General features: G+C 67.5%; 16 protein-coding genes. 11 read left to right on the top strand and 5 right to left on the bottom strand.

The window, feature by feature from the left end:
- Positions 1 to 232: 232 nt before the first annotated feature.
- A complete protein-coding gene (locus B551_RS23875; protein ID WP_043442552.1) occupies positions 233 to 667 on the bottom strand; it encodes a hypothetical protein in 435 nt (144 codons plus the stop codon).
- A 285-nt stretch (positions 668 to 952) separates the two neighbouring features.
- Here B551_RS23875 and B551_RS23870 point away from each other — a divergent pair, with 285 nt between their 5' ends.
- From B551_RS23870 to fdxA, 9 genes are all read left to right on the top strand, one after another.
- Positions 953 to 1,651 carry a protein-L-isoaspartate(D-aspartate) O-methyltransferase gene (locus B551_RS23870; RefSeq protein ID WP_083492728.1) on the top strand — a complete coding sequence of 233 codons (699 nt, stop codon included), beginning with the start codon at positions 953 to 955 and terminating at the stop codon, positions 1,649 to 1,651.
- 68 nt (positions 1,652 to 1,719) lie between these two features.
- On the top strand, positions 1,720 to 3,066 hold the full coding sequence (locus B551_RS23865) for an erythromycin esterase family protein (protein ID WP_052511473.1): 1,347 nt from the start codon (positions 1,720 to 1,722) through the stop codon (positions 3,064 to 3,066).
- Positions 3,067 to 3,172: 106 nt separating this feature from the next.
- Positions 3,173 to 4,105 (top strand): LysR family transcriptional regulator, encoded by a 933-nt coding sequence (locus tag B551_RS23860; RefSeq protein ID WP_023265161.1) that lies wholly within the window; start codon positions 3,173 to 3,175, stop codon positions 4,103 to 4,105.
- A 120-nt stretch (positions 4,106 to 4,225) separates the two neighbouring features.
- The gene (locus B551_RS23855; protein WP_006576736.1) at positions 4,226 to 5,389 is read left to right on the top strand and encodes a CaiB/BaiF CoA-transferase family protein; all 1,164 of its coding nucleotides are present in this window, start codon (positions 4,226 to 4,228) and stop codon (positions 5,387 to 5,389) included.
- 76 nt (positions 5,390 to 5,465) lie between these two features.
- Complete coding sequence (locus B551_RS23850; protein WP_043442567.1) at positions 5,466 to 6,428, top strand: tripartite tricarboxylate transporter substrate binding protein; 963 nt, start codon at positions 5,466 to 5,468, stop codon at positions 6,426 to 6,428.
- 7 nt (positions 6,429 to 6,435) lie between these two features.
- The gene (locus B551_RS23845) at positions 6,436 to 7,230 is read left to right on the top strand and encodes an enoyl-CoA hydratase (RefSeq protein ID WP_006576738.1); all 795 of its coding nucleotides are present in this window, start codon (positions 6,436 to 6,438) and stop codon (positions 7,228 to 7,230) included.
- Between the two features lie 172 nt (positions 7,231 to 7,402).
- Positions 7,403 to 8,155: a M48 family metallopeptidase gene (locus tag B551_RS23840; protein ID WP_083492727.1), complete on the top strand. Its 753-nt coding sequence runs from the start codon at positions 7,403 to 7,405 to the stop codon at positions 8,153 to 8,155.
- A 288-nt stretch (positions 8,156 to 8,443) separates the two neighbouring features.
- Positions 8,444 to 9,502, top strand: coding sequence for a porin (locus tag B551_RS23835; protein WP_023265159.1), 1,059 nt, complete (start codon positions 8,444 to 8,446; stop codon positions 9,500 to 9,502).
- 280 nt (positions 9,503 to 9,782) lie between these two features.
- Entirely contained in the window at positions 9,783 to 10,115 is a 333-nt protein-coding gene (gene fdxA, locus B551_RS23830) for a ferredoxin FdxA (protein WP_006576740.1), read from the top strand.
- 102 nt (positions 10,116 to 10,217) lie between these two features.
- Here the strand turns inward: fdxA and B551_RS26795 are convergent, their stop codons facing one another.
- The 4 genes from B551_RS26795 to B551_RS23810 form a co-directional block, all read right to left on the bottom strand.
- Positions 10,218 to 10,382 carry a hypothetical protein gene (locus tag B551_RS26795; RefSeq protein WP_043442562.1) on the bottom strand — a complete coding sequence of 55 codons (165 nt, stop codon included), beginning with the start codon at positions 10,380 to 10,382 and terminating at the stop codon, positions 10,218 to 10,220.
- A gap of 46 nt (positions 10,383 to 10,428) precedes the next feature.
- A complete protein-coding gene (locus tag B551_RS23820; RefSeq protein WP_006576742.1) occupies positions 10,429 to 11,598 on the bottom strand; it encodes a DUF4382 domain-containing protein in 1,170 nt (389 codons plus the stop codon).
- Positions 11,599 to 11,760: 162 nt separating this feature from the next.
- On the bottom strand, positions 11,761 to 13,887 hold the full coding sequence (locus tag B551_RS23815) for a TonB-dependent receptor (RefSeq protein WP_052511472.1): 2,127 nt from the start codon (positions 13,885 to 13,887) through the stop codon (positions 11,761 to 11,763).
- Positions 13,884 to 15,224: a sorbosone dehydrogenase family protein gene (locus tag B551_RS23810; RefSeq protein ID WP_006576744.1), complete on the bottom strand. Its 1,341-nt coding sequence runs from the start codon at positions 15,222 to 15,224 to the stop codon at positions 13,884 to 13,886. The genes B551_RS23815 and B551_RS23810 overlap by 4 nt, the downstream gene beginning before the upstream one ends.
- Before the next feature lie 255 nt (positions 15,225 to 15,479).
- Between B551_RS23810 and B551_RS23805 the strand changes: the two genes are divergently transcribed.
- Positions 15,480 to 15,947 (top strand): SgcJ/EcaC family oxidoreductase, encoded by a 468-nt coding sequence (locus tag B551_RS23805; protein ID WP_006576745.1) that lies wholly within the window; start codon positions 15,480 to 15,482, stop codon positions 15,945 to 15,947.
- Between the two features lie 77 nt (positions 15,948 to 16,024).
- Positions 16,025 to 16,729, top strand: coding sequence for a TetR/AcrR family transcriptional regulator (locus tag B551_RS23800; RefSeq protein ID WP_006576746.1), 705 nt, complete (start codon positions 16,025 to 16,027; stop codon positions 16,727 to 16,729).
- The last annotated feature ends 46 nt before the right edge of the window (positions 16,730 to 16,775 follow it).

The following is a 16,775-nucleotide window of genomic DNA, read 5'->3' as shown; positions in this document are numbered from 1 at the left end:
GGGGGGGGGGGGGGTGGGGGGAGGGGGGGCCCGCAGGAGCGATATCGCGAATACGACCGCCGCTGCCCTCTCCCCCACCCCTCTCCCACAAGTGGGAGAGGGGAGCCTTCTACCAGGGCCAGCGGTAGATCGTCCCACCTTGACTCGCTCCCCTCTCCCGCAAGTGGGAGAGGAGCCTTCTACCAGCGCTTCCGCTACATCGTCCCACCGCGAACGCCCAGGTCCGCGGTGACTACGCTCTAGCACCCGTCTCCGCGGTCCCCGTCATCCCGCCCCACATCGCCGCCGGATTCCACGTGAAGTACCGCATCCATGCATCCAGCCAGCGTCCCTGCATGTCGGCGCCGATTTCCCAGGCGGTCTGCCCGTACTTCGTCGCCATCGACAGCGCCGGCGCGGGCGCGGTGATCTGCTGCGCGAGGCGCTCGTCGGGGTTCCACTTCCAGGCCCACGAGGTCCACTGGAAGCCCGCCTCCTCCATCAACGCCGCATAGAAACTCAAGCCCAGCGCGGTCAGCTTCAGGTAGTCGCGCGCCAGCATGGTCGAAGCGTCGGGCACTTCGGTGACCGCGGGGATCGGCCGCTGCTCGGCCAGGCGCTCGGTGGTCACATCGGTCACATCGGTGACGTCGCTGATCGCGTGGGTGCGAGGTGCTTTGCTCTTCATCGTCATGCTCCTTGGAAGTCGCCGGACGGCGGGGGAAAAGAAGCCGAGCGGTACGCAAGAACGGCGCCAGCGGCATCGCGCCCGCAGGGTCGCGCACGCGTAGGGAGCATTTACACGGCTTGTACGCGGGCCCGTGCACGATCTTCCAGCCTACGGGAAGCCGACGAAATGACGTGATCGAAACCACGCGGCATGGTGCGGCGCCATTGATGGCACGGTCGATGCGTCAATGCGAACACGATCGCGAACAGACCTGCGTCCGACCAACCGCGCCCCGATCCCGCCATGACGCCTCCCCTCTTCCACAGCCCCGAACAACAGCCAGAGCGCTACCGCCAGCGGATGGTCGAGCTGCAGATCGCCGCGCGCGGCATTCACGATCCCGCGGTACTGGCGGCGATGCGCGAGGTGCCGCGCGAGCGCTTCGTGCCGGACGCGCTGCGCCAGTCCGCCTACGACGACGCGCCGCTGTCGATCGGCTCCGGCCAGACCATCTCGCAGCCCTATATCGTCGCGCGCATGGTCGAAGCCGCGCGGCTGCATCCCGCCTCCCGCGTGCTCGAGATCGGCACCGGTTCCGGGTATGCGGCCGCGGTGATGGCCCGCATCGCGGCCCGCGTCATCACGCTGGAGCGCTGGCGGCGCCTGGCCGAGCGGGCCAGCGACGTGCTGCGCGCGCTGGGATTCGACAACGTCGAAGTGCACCTGGCCGACGGCACCGCCGGCTGGGAGGCGGGCGCGCCATACGACGCGATCGTTTCCGCCGCGGCCAGCCCTGATATCCCCGCCGCGTGGCTCGCGCAGCTGGCACCGGGCGGCTCGCTGGTGATGCCGCACGGCCATCCCGGCCATGCGCAACGGCTGCTGCGCATCGGCAAGCGCGAGGACGGCACGCTCGAGCGCGAGGATCTCGCCGGCGTGGCCTTCGTGCCGCTGGTCGCACGCACGGCCGAGGAGGCCGGCAACGAAACGCCCAGCGACTGAAGTCCATCGACTCGACGACGATCGGCCAGACGACGATCGACACCATCGACAATCCACGGAGGACCGACATGACCAGCGCACTGCACGATCCCGTCACCGGCCAGGTGCTCGCCGACAGCGATATCGTCGAACGGATCGCCGAGGCCGCCGAGCGTCTGCCGGCCATCGACGATCCGGGATTCGCCGCGGTGGTGGACCGGTTTGCCGATTGCCGCGTGGTGTTGCTCGGCGAATCGACGCACGGCACCGCGCAGTTCTACGACGCCCGCGCCGCCTTCACGCGACGGCTGATCGAGCGGCACGGCTTTCGCATCGTCGCGGTCGAGGACGACTGGCCCGATGCCGCCGCGATCGACCGCTATGTCCGCCAGCTGCCGGCGGCCGAACACCAGGAACCGCCGTTCCGGCGCTTTCCCACATGGATGTGGCGCAATACGTCGGTGGAAGCGCTGGTCGAATGGATGCGCGGCTTCAACGCCGAACGGGCACCGGATACGCGCGCGGGATTCTTCGGCCTGGACATCTACAGCCTGGGCAGCTCGATCGCCACCGTGCTCGGCTATCTGAACCGCGTCGATCCCGACGGCGCGCGCGAGGCGCGCGAGCGCTACGGCTGCCTGCTGCCGTGGCGCGAAGACCCGTCGCGCTATGGGCGTGCGGTGCTGACCGGCCGGGCGCGCGATTGCGAGGACGAAGTCATCGCCCAGCTGCAGGCGCTGCTCGAGCGCCAGCTCGACTATGCGACGCGTGGCAAGGAGCCGTTCTTCGACGCCGCGCAGAACGCGCACCTGGTCGCCTCGGCCGAGCAGTACTACCGGCTGATGTACTACGGCGGCCCCGAAAGCTGGAACCTGCGCGACACCCATATGTTCGATACGCTGGCGCGGCTCCTGGACACCCATGCGCCTGGCGCCAAAGCGGTGGTATGGGCGCACAACTCGCATATCGGCGATGCCGACGCGACCGCGATGGGCCGCGACCACGGCGAGACCAATATCGGCCGGCTGTGCCGAGCCCGCTTCGGCAAGCAAGCAGCGCTGATCGGCTTTTCGACGTCGCGCGGCACCGTCGCCGCGGCATCCGACTGGGATGGGCCGATGCAGGTGATGGACGTGGTGCCCGCGCGCGCCGACAGCTACGAGGCGCTGTTCCAGCGCACCGGCATCGATCGCTGCTTCGTCGACCTGCGCGAAGGCGTCCACGAGCAGGCTCGCGCGCTGCTGACGGTGCCACGCCAGGAACGCTTCATCGGCGTGGTGTACCGGCCCGATACCGAGTTCGCCAGCCACTATGCGTTTGCCTGCCTGCCGCAGCAATTCGATGCGCTGGCCTGGTTCGATCGCACCGACGCCGTGACGCCGTTGCCCACCGCGGCGCGCACCGGCATGCCGGACACGTATCCCTTCGGCCTGTAGCCGCCGCGCGCCAACGCCCGTCCGCCGCTGCGGCGGGGCTTAGAATGCGGCACCGGGCACGCCATGCATGGCATCGCCCATCGACCGACCCGCCAGAGAGACCTCGGTGCGCTACGAATTGACGGACCTTCGGCTGTTCCAGGCCATCGCCGAATCGCAAAGCCTGTCCGGCGGCGCCGCCGCCATCCATATCACCGCATCGGCGGCCAGCTATCGGCTGAAGAACCTCGAGCTGGCGCTGGGCACGCCGTTGTTCGTCCGTGCGGCGCGCGGCATGGAGCTGACGGCGGCCGGCACCGCGCTGCTCGGCCACGTGCGCGAGCTGCTGCGCGGCCTCGAGCGGATGCATGGCGAACTGGGCCGGTTTTCCGCGGGATTGAAGGGCAATATCCGCCTGATCGCCAACAGCAGTTCGCTGAACGGCTTCATCCTTCCGAGCGTCAGCCGCTTCCTGAATGCCCATCCCGAGGTCAATATCGATCTGGAGGAGCGCGCCAGCCGCGAGATCGCGGCCGCCATCGCGGCGGGCGAGGCCGACGTCGGCGTGCAGGCCGGCGACGTGGAGACGCAGGGCGTGCGCTGGATGCCGTATGCGGTCGACGAGTTGATGCTGGCGGTGCCGGCCGATCATCCGCTGACGCGCGAGGCCGAGGCGCCGCCCGGCGGCGTGCGCTTCGGCGCGGCGCTGGAGCACGACTTCGTCTGCCCGGGACGCGATACCAGCAATGTGGTGTTCCTGCGGGATACCGCGCACCGGCTGGGGCGCTCGCCCAACGTCCGCCTGCATGCGCCGACCTTCGACGCGGTGCTGGCGCTGGTCGAGGCCGGCGTCGGGCTGGCGCTGGTGCCGCGCAGCGTCGCCGCGGCCTCGTTGCGCGACGGCCGTGTGGTCGGCGTACGCCTGGCCGAGGACTGGGCGCGACGCCAGCTGAATCTGGTGCTGCCGGCCGCCGGCAAGCTGCCCGCCTTCGCCGAGGCCTTTGCCGAGTTCCTGCTGGGCGATCCCCACGTGGCGGCGACGCGGGACGCACTGCCGTGACGAGACGAGGGGCCGGCCGTACCGTTGAATTGCCACGAACGGTGGCTTGAAGACATTCGACTGGTTGGCCGCCGGGCGCAAAAATATACTGCTCCGCGATCGAATCGACGCGGAGACCCCATGCTGCACAAGGCCCTGTCCGGCATCAAGGTGCTGGACCTGTCCCGAATCCTCGCCGGGCCCTGGTGTACCCAGAATCTGGCCGACCTCGGTGCCGAGGTCACCAAGATCGAGCATCCGGAGCGCGGCGACGACACGCGCGGCTGGGGCCCGCCCTATCTGCAATCGGCCGACGGCAGCGAACGGATGTCGGCGTACTTCGCCTGCTGCAATCGCGGCAAGCGCTCGCTGGCGATCGACTTCACCACCGCCGAGGGCAAGGCCGCCATCCTGGCGCTGGCCGACCAGGCCGACGTGCTGGTCGAGAACTTCAAGGCCGGCACGCTGCAGCGCTACGGGCTGGACTACGCGAGCCTGCAGGCGCGCAACCCGCGGCTGGTCTACCTGTCGATCACCGGCTTCGGCCAAAGCGGCCCGATGGCCGACAAGCCCGGCTACGACTACGTGTTCCAGGGCATGGGCGGCCTGATGAGCTATACCGGCCAGCCCGACGGCGAGCCCGGCGAGGGGCCGCTGCGCACCGGCGTCGCGGTGGTCGATCTGAGCACCGGCATGTATGCCACGTCGGCGGTGCTGGCCGCGCTGTTCCAGCGCCAGGCAACCGGCGAGGGCCAGCATCTGGACATCGCGCTGCTGGACGTCGCGGTGGCGCTCAACGCCAACCAGGGCGCCAACTATCTGTTCTCGGGGCGCAATCCGCCGCGCAGCGGCAATGCGCATCCGAATTGCGCGCCCTACGAGGTATTTCGCTGCGCGGACGGTCATCTGATCCTGGCGATCGGCAACGATGCGCAGTTCGCGCGCTTCTGCGACGTGGCCGGACTGGCCGATCTGCCGGCCGATCCGCGCTATCGGACCAACAGCGCGCGCATCGCCAATCTGCCGGCATTGCGGACCTTGCTGGCGCAGGTATTCGCGACCCGCTCGCGCCGGCAATGGACCGATGCCTTCGATGCGGCCGACGTGCCATGGGGGCCGATCCACTCGATCGAGGAAGTGTTCGCGCATCCGCAGGTCCGGCATCGCGGCCTGCTGCGGCACGCCGAACATCCGGTGCTCGGCCGCATTCCGATGGTGCGCAATCCGATGCTGCCGGGTTCGTCGACGGACACGCCGGCCACCCCGCTCGCCGCGCCGCCGCTGCTCGGCGAGCACGGCGCCTGAGTTCTTTCCTTTCCATACGAACATCCACGAGGAGACACCGTTGAAACATCCGCACCGCGCCGCCGCGCACAAGTCCATGCAGCTGATTGCCGCGCTGGCCGCCACGGCCGCCGTCGCCACGCACGCGCATGCCGACAGCTATCCCAGCAAGCCGATCAAGCTGATCGTCCCCTACGCCGCCGGCGGCACCACCGACATCCTGGCCCGGATCGTCGGCACGAAGATGGGCGCCATCCTGGCGCAGCCGGTCGTGGTGGAAAACCGGCCCGGCGCCGGCGGCGCGGTCGGCAGCGCCTATGCGGCCAAGCAGCCGGCCGACGGCTACACGCTGGTGATGGAGGTCGAGAGCTCGCACGCGGTCAATCCGAACGTCTACGTGAAGACGCCGTACGACCCGGTCAAGGACTTCGCGCCGATCAGCAACCTCGCCGACGTGCCGAATGTGCTGGTGGTCAACCCATCGTTCCCGGCGACCGATGTCGCGTCCTTCATCAAGCTGTTGAAGGCCAACCCCGGCAAGTACTCGTTCGGGTCCTCGGGCAACGGGGGCCTGAGCCATATGAACGGCGAGCTGTTCATGAGCGAGACCGGCACGCGCATGCTGCACGTTCCCTACAAGGGACTGGGACCGGCGCTGAACGACGCGGTAGCCGGGCAGATCCAGGTCGTGTTCGACAATATTCCGTCCTCGTCGGGCCTGATCCAGGGCAAGCGCCTGAAGCCGCTGGCGGTCGCCGCCAGGCAGCGCCTGAAGCTGCTGCCCGATGTGCCGACCTACGCGGAGGCCGGACTGCCGGCGATGAACAATCCGTCGTGGTTCGGCCTCGGCGCCCCGGCCGGCACGCCGGACGCGATCCTCGACAAGCTCAACGATGCGGTGCGCCAGGCGCTGGCCGACCCCGAGGTCATTGCCGCCATCGAGAAGCAGGGCGCGATTCCGGCGTGGACCTCGCGCAAGGCCTTCGCCGACCTGATCCACCATCAGAACCAGCACTGGAAACGCGTCGTCGACAAGATCCAGTTCGCCAAACTGCAGTGAGGACACCATGAACGCCACCGCCACACCTGTTGCCGATCCGGGCCGCCATGCCGCCGTCGCCGTCGACGCGCGCGGCATTGCCACGCTGACCATCAACGAAGCCGGCTCGCTCAATATCCTCGGCACGCCGGTGATCGCCGCACTGACCGAAGCGGTACGCACGCTGGCCACCGACCCGCGGGTGCGCGTGCTGATCCTGCGCGGCACCGGCGACAAGGGCTTCATCGGCGGCGCGGACATCAAGGAGATGGCTGGCCTGAGACGGGAGTCCGCCGAGCGGTTCATCACCGGCCTGCGTGCGCTGTGCGATGCCGTGCGCCACTGCCCGGTGCCGGTGATCGCCCGCATGCCGGGCTGGTGCCTGGGCGGCGGACTGGAGCTGGCGCTCGCCTGCGATCTGCGGATCGCCGGCGACAACGCCAACCTTGGCATGCCCGAGGTCAAGGTCGGAATTCCGTCGGTGATTCACGCGGCGCTGATGCCGCGCCTGATCGGCAATGCCCGCACGGCCTGGATGCTGCTGACCGGCGAGCTGTGCGACGCCGCGCAGGCGCTGTCGTGGGGACTGGTGCATCGCGTGGTGCCGCTGGCCGAGCTCGACGCCGAAGTCGAGCGCGTCGCACAGCTGCTGGCCGGCTTCGGGCCGACGGTGGTGCGCCAGCAGAAGCGGCTGCTGCGCGAATGGGAGGATCAGCCGGTCGATACGGCGATCGCCAACAGCGTCGCCGAATTCGGCAGCGCATTCGATACCGGCGAGCCGCAGCGCTACATGGCGGAATTCGTCAATCGCAAGCGATCTTGAAACGGTTATTTCTGTGAATTCACCCGGAAGACCCCGGAACGCCGGCCTGTCCGGCGTTTTTTATTACCGTTGTTTGCAATCGCGGAATCGAAACAATCGTACAATGCGGCGCCTTTTATTCGTCGGGCACGCTTGATAACGAATTAATAAGAATCCAGGGGCAATGCAACGCATGAAAACCGTTCTCTCTCTCACTGTGCTTTCCACCTGCGCCGCGGCGTTGATCGCCGGCTGCGCCGGCAGCAACGTCAATGGCCTGGTCGACGCCGGCGGCTCGCTGTTCAAGGCCGCCACGCTGTCGGACGCGGACGTCAAGTCGCTGTCCGAGCAGGCCTGCGCCGAATCGGACAAGGAAAACAAGATCGCGCCGGCCAACAGCCCGTACACCAAGCGCCTGACCGCGATCATGGCCGGCCTGAAGGACAGCGGCGTGCCGGTCCAGGCCAAGGTCTACCTGACCAAGGACGTCAACGCCTGGGCGATGGCCAACGGCTGCGTGCGCGTCTACAGCGGTCTGATGGACATGATGAACAACGACGAGGTGCGCGGCGTGCTTGGCCATGAAATCGGCCACGTGGCGCTGGGCCACAGCAAGAGCCAGATGCAGGTGGCCTACACCGCCGTCGCCGCGCGCGGCGCGCTGGCGGCCAGCGCCAACGGCACCGTGGCCGCGCTGTCGCAGTCGCAGCTGGGCGATCTGTCGGAGAAGCTGATCAATGCGCAGTTCTCCCAGGCACAGGAAACTGCGGCCGACGACTACTCGTTCGACCTGCTGACGAAGAACAAGGCCAATCGCCAGGGCCTGGTGACGGCCTTCGAGAAGCTGGCCAAGCTCGATGGCGGCAAGTCCGGCATGTTCGATTCGCACCCGGGTTCGGCCGATCGCGCCAAGCGCATGCAAGGCCGTCTGGCCAAGGGCAGCTGAACCGCCGCGGGCCGTCGCTCGCCGTCAATGGCTACCAGGGCGAAGCGCTTCGGCGCTTCGCCCTTTTTCATATCTGTTTGATCCGAAGTGTTTACGGACCCGGCAAGCCGTAACGGGATGGCACTGCGGCTTTTTTACAACGTGATTTTCACCTTACTTATAGGTGTCATAAAAGCAAGCGAAGATCGCCCCCGTTTGCGCCGGCAGGGGTTCACGGGTCGAACCCGCGCCACGCTGCCGGCGGCAGACCTCTTCAGTCTTCCATCACCAGTCAAAAGAGAACACACCGTGAAGAAAGCCCTCCTCGCGCTGGCCGCGACCGCTGCCACCGCCGCCTCCGGCGCAGCGTCCGCCCAAACCAACGTCACGCTGTACGGCATCGTCGATGCCGGCATCGAAGTCATCAGCAACGCGCCGAGCGCCGGCGGCGGCGACACCGCCGTGCGCATGAACTCGGGCAACCTGTCGGGCTCGCGCTGGGGTCTGCGCGGCACCGAGGACCTGGGCGGCGGCCTGAAGGGTCTGTTCGTGCTGGAAAGCGGCTTCGACATCGACACCGGCCGTTCGGCCCAGGGCGGCCGCCTGTTCGGCCGCGCCGCGTACGTCGGTCTGCAAGGCAACTTCGGCACCATCTCGCTGGGCCGTCAGCAGAACGCGCTGTACGACCTGTTCGGTGCCTTCGACCCGATGGGCGTCGGTCCGCGCTACTCGCTGAACAGCGTCGATTCGGCCTTCAACGGCCGCGCCGACAACAACATCAAGTACACCGGCAAGTTCGGTGGCCTGACCGCGACCGGCTTCTACAGCTTCGGCCGCGACAACAACGGTGAAGTGCCGGGCGAAGCCAAGGTGGCGCGCCAGTTCGGCGGCGGCCTGTCGTATGCGGCGGGCGGCTTCTCGATCGGCACCGCGTACGACCAGTACCAGGGCGCCACCATCGCGCTGCAGGACCGCGCGGCCAAGCGCCTGGCGGTCGGTACCGCCTACGAATTCGGCGCCGCCAAGGTGTTCGCCGGCTATCGCTGGATGCGCGACGAAGGCCTCGGCGCGCTGACCGACACCAGCACCCGCAGCAACCTGTACTGGGCCGGCGCTCGCTACAAGTTCACCCCGGCTTTCAGCCTGACCGGCGCGGCCTACTACGAAGACACCAAGAACACCGGTGCCGATCCGTGGATGTTCGTGCTGTCCGCCGACTACTCGCTGTCCAAGCGCACCGACGTCTATCTGAACGTTGGCTACGTGCGCAACAAGGACGGTTCGGACCTGGGCCTGAACGGCGCGGGTACCGCCCAGGCCGGCGAGAACCAGACCGGCGTGACGATCGGCATGCGTCACCGCTTCTAAGCGAAGCCTCCGAACGCCCGCCATGCGGGCATGCGGCGGCGCCAGGGCGCGCCGCCGCGCGAACGATCATATCGACCTTGTCTTCTTCATGGGTGCAAGGACGTTGGGCCGGTAGCATTACCGGCCCTTTTTTATTGGCGGTCCGGCAAGCGCGGGCACACATCGTCGCATGGCTTGAAGATTTTTGATGGTGTCGCACAAACCCGGGCCGGCACGTCCGCCGGCTCGCGCGCTAGCATCGGGGTTTTTCGCTGTCCCCGCTGTCCTTGCGCATTGCCCCATGACGTTTGTCGTAACGGATGCCTGCATCCAGTGCCGCTATACCGATTGCGTCGAAGTCTGCCCGATGTCGTGTTTCCACGAAGGGCCGAATTTCCTCGTGATCGATCCCGACGAATGCATCGATTGCTCGATGTGCGTGCCCGAATGCCCGGTGGGGGCAATCTATTCCGAAGAGACGCTTCCCGACGACCAGCGCCATTTCGTTGCCATCAACGCGGAATTGGCCCGCAAGCCGGAATGGAAACGGCTGACGCAGGCGAAGGGACCGTTGCCGGATCACAAGGTCTGGGCCAGCGTCCACGGCAAGCTCGACAATCTGATCCGCGATTGAGCAGTTGCCACCGGCCGTATTGGCAAAAGCAGGCAAAAAAAGATGGGCCCGCGGGCCCATCCTTACCGTGGCGGTCGGCGGATCGCCAACCGGTCGCCGCGATCAGCAGCGTCCCTTCTTGGCCTGTCCCGGCGGGCAGTGATACGGGCCGGGACCCGGATCGACCACGACCGCGCCCGGCGTGACCACCGCACCGTGCGGGGTATAGACGGCGCAGCCACCGAGCATCGTGCCGGCGCCGAGCAGCAGCGCGCAAATTGCTTTCATCGACTTCATCATATTTTCCTTGTCGTCCATCTGTGGGTTCAGCTCATCAAAACTGGAAGTTCGCCGTCGCATCGGCCGCCGACACGTCGCGGTCGGTGCTCAGCGTGGCGCCAGTGATCGATGTCGCCGTGACAGTGTACCTGCCTGCCGCGGCGGTATCCGCGCTCAGCACGATCGGCAGCGTCGGTTGATAGGTGCCTGCCAGCGGCGCGGCGTTGGGCACGTTCAACTGATAAGCGCCGGTATCGAAGTTCGCATTGGCGACGGCCACTTCGATCGGCGCGCCGGCGACATTCTGCTTCGCATGCACGGATGCCTGTGCGGCGGCGGGCAGCACCGAGCCCGTGATCCGGCGCATCGGCGAGGCAGGCAGCGTGATCGGTGCCGCCGAGGTCGAGACCGTGGTGGTGGCCTGCGCGGCGACCGGCACGTTCTGGATCACGCCGGTCGCACGATCGTTCTGCACCACCACCACGCTGTAACTGCCCGCATCGCTGCTGCGCAGCAGCGGCGACAGCGTGAAGGCGCCATTGCTGTCGGCCAGCGTCCCCTTGATGGTCACGCCATTCTGCTGCGCATAGACGGTGGCGCCGGCCTGCGCGGGCGAGACATAGCCCTGGATCGCACCGCTGACCACCAGCGGCACCGCGGTCACCACGGGCTTGAGCGCATAGGAGCCGTTGCCGCGCTGCACGATCGAGCGGCACGCGTCGAAGTCCAGCACCAGGTCGACCAGCGTGTCGCGCTGCACGGTAAACGGACGGATGATCTTGTAACCGCTCTGGGTCGCGCTCGGCGTATCGAGCGGCTGTTCGGCGCCGCCGGTCGGGACCACCGAATTGGCCAGCGCGTTGCCGGTATTGCGATCGAGCACGAGGCGGATCTGCTGATATTGGCCGGCGGGCAGCACGGTCTGGCCCAGCTTGGTCAGCGTGCCGTTCTGCAACGACAGCAGGTCGATGCGACGGGAAGGATTGACATCGATCTCGGCCCAGCCGCCTGCGCCGTCCTCGGCGTTGGCGCTGGTATGGACGCGGATCTTGTCGACGGTGACGAACACATGGTCGAAGCCGCAGGCCGGTGCATCGGTCATCGACACGCTCAGCGTACCGGTGCCGCCGCTATCGTCATCACCGCCGCCACCGCAGGCGGCCAGCATTGCAGCGGACGCAGCCATGCCGAATGCAAGCCCCCGATATTTGAAATTGGTTCTCATTCCCCTCTCCTTGACTTCCTTATTGGGAATTTCGAGCATAATTTCTCGCTGCTCCGGAAAGGCGTGACAGATTGTAAGAGCTGAAACACCGATCCCTTTTCGCGAACGCTGTTGCTTTTTTCCGCCGCATCGAATTAACGGAGCATTTACCGCGACGCGAGCTCAGAACGCATACGAGAGCGATACCCCGGCAAAGGCATTGCGTCCGGCCGCCGGCTCGAAATACCGCCCATTGGCGTCGTTGACGATCACCGATCCCGCATAACGGCGGTCGAACAGATTGTCGATCCGCGCGAACGCATTGAGGGTCCAGCGGCCGAGAGGCATCGCATAGCCGGCGTGGATGCCGGTCACGAAATAGCCGGGCGCGCGATCGCTGTTGCGGTCATCGACCGGGACCGCACTCAGATAGCGCAGATCGATGCCGGCGCGCCAGCCGCGGGGCGGGGCCCAGGCTAACGATCCATAGACAGCGTGGCGCGCGGTGCCGGGCAGACGGTTGCCGGCGACGATGCCGGGCGGCACCGTGTCGCGGAAGGTCGCGTCCAGAAAGCTGTACGCAAATTGCGCCTGCCAATGCCGGTGCAGCACGCCGCTCCAGCCCAGTTCCACGCCCTGGCGTAGCGTGCGGCCGGCATTGCGGTAGCTGGCGCGGCCGCCGCTGCTGGTCGCGGTGACGATCTCCTGGTCGGTGCGGGTCTGGAACAGCGCGGCCGTCAACACGCCCCCAGCGAGCTTCTGCTTGGCGCCGGCTTCCAGCGATGTGCTGGTGGCGGGCTGCAGCCCGAAGTTCAGTCCGGCCGAACCGTCGGGCCGATACGAGATCTCGTTCAGCGTTGGCGTCTCGAAGCCGCGTCCCGCGGTCGCATACAGATTCAGCGATTCGCTGACGCGATAGCGCACCGCACCGACCGGCAACCATTTGTCGTAGCGCACGGAGCCGCTGTCGTCGCCATTGGCGCCAACGATGTAGCGATCGCTGGACGAGAAGCGCACGGTGCTGTGGCGCAGGCCCGCTTCGACGGTCCAGCGCGCGGTCAGGTCCAGCGAAGCCTGCAGATACTGGTCGAAGTTCCAGACCGTATTGCGTTCGTCGCGCCGCAGGCGGCCCTGCTCGCCGAGCCCGGGCTGTTCCGTGCTGCCGATGAAGTTCTCGTAGCCGCGGCGCGTTTCCTCCATCGTGTCGTAGGCGAGCCCCGCGATCAGCGTCAGCGGCATGCGGCCGATCTGCGTATGGTGCGTCCAGCGCAGGTCCGCGCCGCCGTAGTCGCGCGCCAGATCGATGACGCCGCCCGCCGACAACGGGCTGCGCTGCGCCGCCGGAGGAATCGACAGGAACTGGCGGGTCTCGCGCCGGCCGTAGTAGACCATCGCCGTCAGCGTGTTGTCCGCATCGATCCGGCGCTGATGGCGCAGGCCGCCCTGCGCCTGCTGCACGGTCTTGCGCGTATTGAACTGCTCGGCCAGCGGCGCAGAGCGCGGCGCGCTGTCGAACTGCGCCCGCGTCAGCCCGAGCGGGTCCTGCGCGCTCAGATCAACCGCATTGGCCACCAGCGTCCAGCTGCTGTCGGCATCGGGACGCCAGGTCAGCCTCGCATTGCCCAGGTTCTTGCGCGCGGCGCTGTGGTCGCGATATCCCTGGGTGGTGAAGCGCGACGCGCTGACCAGATAGTCCAGGCCCGGCTCTCCTTCCGTGGGCGCGCCGCTGGCCTTCAGGCCATAGCGCCAGGTGCCGTAGCTGCCGGCGCCGAAGCTGGCTTCGAGCAACGGCGGACGCGCGCCGGGTTCGGTCCAGACCTGGATCACGCCGCCCGATGCGTTGCCGTACAAAGCCGACGCGGGGCCGCGCAATACCTCGACGCGATCGATCGACGCGATATCGATATTCGAGGTCTGCCCCTGTCCGTCGGGCATCGTCGCGGGAATGCCGTCGACATACAGCCGCAGGCCGCGCACGCCGAAGCTGGAGCGCGCGCCGAAGCCGCGGATCGACAACTGCAGGTCCTGCGCGTAGTTGTGCCGGTCCTTGACCAGCAGGCCAGGCACGCCGCCGAGCCCTTCGCTCAGATTGATCTGCGGGCGATCCTCGCGCAGCGCGCCGCCGGAAACCACGTCGGCCGACGCGGGCGTATCGAATACCGGGGCATCGATGCGCGTGGCGGTCACGACCACCGGCGCCAGCGCGCGCTCCGCGTCCGCTGCAGACGCGGCGGGCGCATCCTGCGCATCGGCCCATCCTGACAGCGGCAGCAAGACACCTGCCGCCCATGCTGCTGCACCGCCCCTCATCGGCGCTTCGCCGTCATCGCGGTGACGCGCCAGACGACGTTGCCGACATCGTCGGTGACCAGCAGACCACCGCGGCGATCGTCCTTGACGTCGACCGGGCGGCCATGGGCGTGCTCCGAGGCATCGAGAAAGCCGGTCAGCACATCGATCGGCTCGCCTTTGGGCACGCCCCCGCGGAACGGAACGAAGATCACCTTGTAGCCGCTCTTGGGCTTGCGGTTCCACGAGCCATGCTGGCCGACGAACAGGCCCTCGCGGAACGGCTCGGGCCAACGCAGTCCGTCGGCAAACGTGATTCCCAGCGAGGCCGTGTGCGGACCCAGCGCATAGTCCGGGACCAGCGCGGTCGCCACCAGTTCGGGGCGCTGCGGCTTGACCCGCACGTCGACGTGCTGGCCCCAGTAGCTGTATGGCCAGCCATAGAAGCCCCCATCCCGGACCGCGGTGATGTAGTCGGGCACGAGGTCGCTGCCGATCTCGTCGCGCTCGTTGACCGCGGTCCACAGCTGCCCGGTGACCGGCTCCCAGGCCAGTCCGTTCGGATTGCGCAGACCGGTCGCATACAGCCGCATCTTGCCGCTGGCGCGATCGAGCTCCCAGATCGCGGCCCGGCCCTGTTCGATCTCCATGCCCTTCTCGCCGACATTGCTGTTGGAGCCGACCGTGATGTACAGCTTGCGGCCGTCGTGGCTGGCGATCACGTTCTTGGTCCAGTGGTGGTTGATGCCGGCGGGCAGGTCGACCACCTTGACGCCGGGCTCGTCGATGCGGTCCGCGCCGGGACGATAGCGAAAGCGCATCAGCGCATCGGCATTGGCGACGTAGAAGTCGTTGCCGACCAGCACCATGCCGAACGGCGAGTTCAGGCCCTGCAGGAACACCGAGCGCTTGTCGGCGACGCCGTCGCGGTCGGTATCGCGCAGCAGCGTGATGCGGTTGGCGCTCGGCGTGCCGGCGCCGGCGCGCTTCATTACCAGCTTCATGACCCAATCGCGGATGCCCTTGCCTGATTCCGGCTTGGGCGGTGCATTGGACTCGGCCACCAGCACGTCGCCGTTGGGCAGCACATACAGCCAGCGCGGATGATCGAGCCCGTCCGCGAAGGCCGTCACCGCAAGGCCGGGCGCTGGCGTCGGCCGCGCGCCGGCCGTCCAGCCGATCGCCGGTGCGATGTCCACGGTCGGCAGCAGCGTCTTGTTCGGCGGCGGCAGGGTCGGCGACGGACCGGTGCCCTGCGCCACCGTCAGCGTGGCGCGGTCACCCATCCCCAGCAGGAAGCAGCCGCCAACCAGCAGCGTGACGGCACCCAGTACGACGACAAGGCGAACCCTTCTCATGACGCACTCCTCGATGGTTTGCGACCTGACAGGTCTTCCAGCAAGTATCGGCGCGATTGCCGCCGCTGCCAGCGGTGGCAAACCCGGTTCTGTGCATTTTAAGACACGAAATTCCGGCGCCCCACGCGGGCGACGGGGTCAGCGGCCGGGGATTGTCGAATTGGGCCACCGCCGTTCGACCAAGGGATAGAAGCCGCCGCCTGGCCCTACCGAGGCCGCACGCGGGTTCGCAATCGAACCGACAAGGAGCCCATCATGAGCATCAGCAAGGACCAGCAGACCGAAGAACGCACCATCAGGCAGATGATGGAGGACTGGGCGCGCGCGCTGGAACGGCGCGACGCCGCCGCCATGACGGCGCACTATGCGCCCGACGTGGCGCTGTTCGACGTCAAGCCGCCCTACGCGCTGCGTGGCGTGGACGCATACCGCGCCACCTGGGAGGCCTGCTTTCCCTATCTTCCCGGGCGCTTCCGTTCCGAGCGCAAGGACATCGTGCTGACCGTCGGCGCGGACCTTGCCTTTTGCCATTGCCTGAGCCGCATCGCGCCGGTGGACGAGCCCGACCATCCGGCCGGCGGTACCTGGATCCGCATCACGGTCTGCCTGCAGAAACGGGATGGCCGCTGGGTGGTCGTGCACGAGCATGGCTCGCTGCCGTTCGATCCGATGACCGAGAAGGTCGTCTACATCGGTGACGCCGAGGCGGAAGCGGCCGCCTGAGTCTCTCCGCCGGATGGCTTGACAAGCGAAGTACGGAGCATAAAATTGCACGACGTTCAAATTTAAGCGACGTGCAAATGGAAGCCTCGTCTCAGCGCACCATCCAGACCCCGTTCGACCCGCCCATCGACGCCAGCGCCGCTCCGCCGCCCGCAGGGCGGCGTCAGCGCAAGCGCAACCAGACGCTCGACCATCTCGCGGCCACCGCCTTCGATCTGTTCGAGGCGCATGGCTACGACGCGGTGACGATGGAGCAGATCGCCGCGCAGGCCGACGTGGCCAAGGGCACGCTGTACAACCACTTCCCGGTCAAGGAGGCGCTGCTGGCGCATCAGTTCCACGGCGAACTGGCCGCGGGACTGCAGCAGCTGCGGGCCGCGCTGGACGGGCTGGGCAGTTTCCAGGCACGGCTTTGCTATCTGCTGTCGGCTTCGGCCGACTGGTGCGAGGCGCGCCGCGGCTACCTGCCGCACTATCTGCGCTTCCGCTTTCTCGATCTCGGGCCGGGCCGCTTCGGGCAGAGCAACGGTGAAGTGGCGCCGGGACGCAGCGGCATGGACCTCGCCTTCGATGCGTTGATGGCGGCGGGACAGCAGAGCGGCGAGCTGCGCCGCGACCTGCCGTCGGGGCAACTGGCCACGCTGTTCCATCATTTGTATCTGGGCGCGCTGATGCGCTGGCTGGCCGCCTCGGAAAGCGATCTGCGCGCCGAATTCGCAGCGACCGTCGACCTGTTCTTCCACGGCGCGGCACGCGCGGCCGAGCCGGAGGACGCGTCATGAGCGCCCCGCTGCTCGACTGGCCGGCTGCCGCGGCGCAAGGCCCCGC

Origin of the sequence: Cupriavidus sp. HPC(L) (assembly GCF_000307735.3) — a bacterium.
Taxonomy (GTDB): Bacteria; Pseudomonadota; Gammaproteobacteria; order Burkholderiales; family Burkholderiaceae; genus Cupriavidus.
The sequence above is the reverse complement of the archived record's forward strand: the minus strand, read 5'-3'. Positions and strand labels throughout refer to the sequence as shown.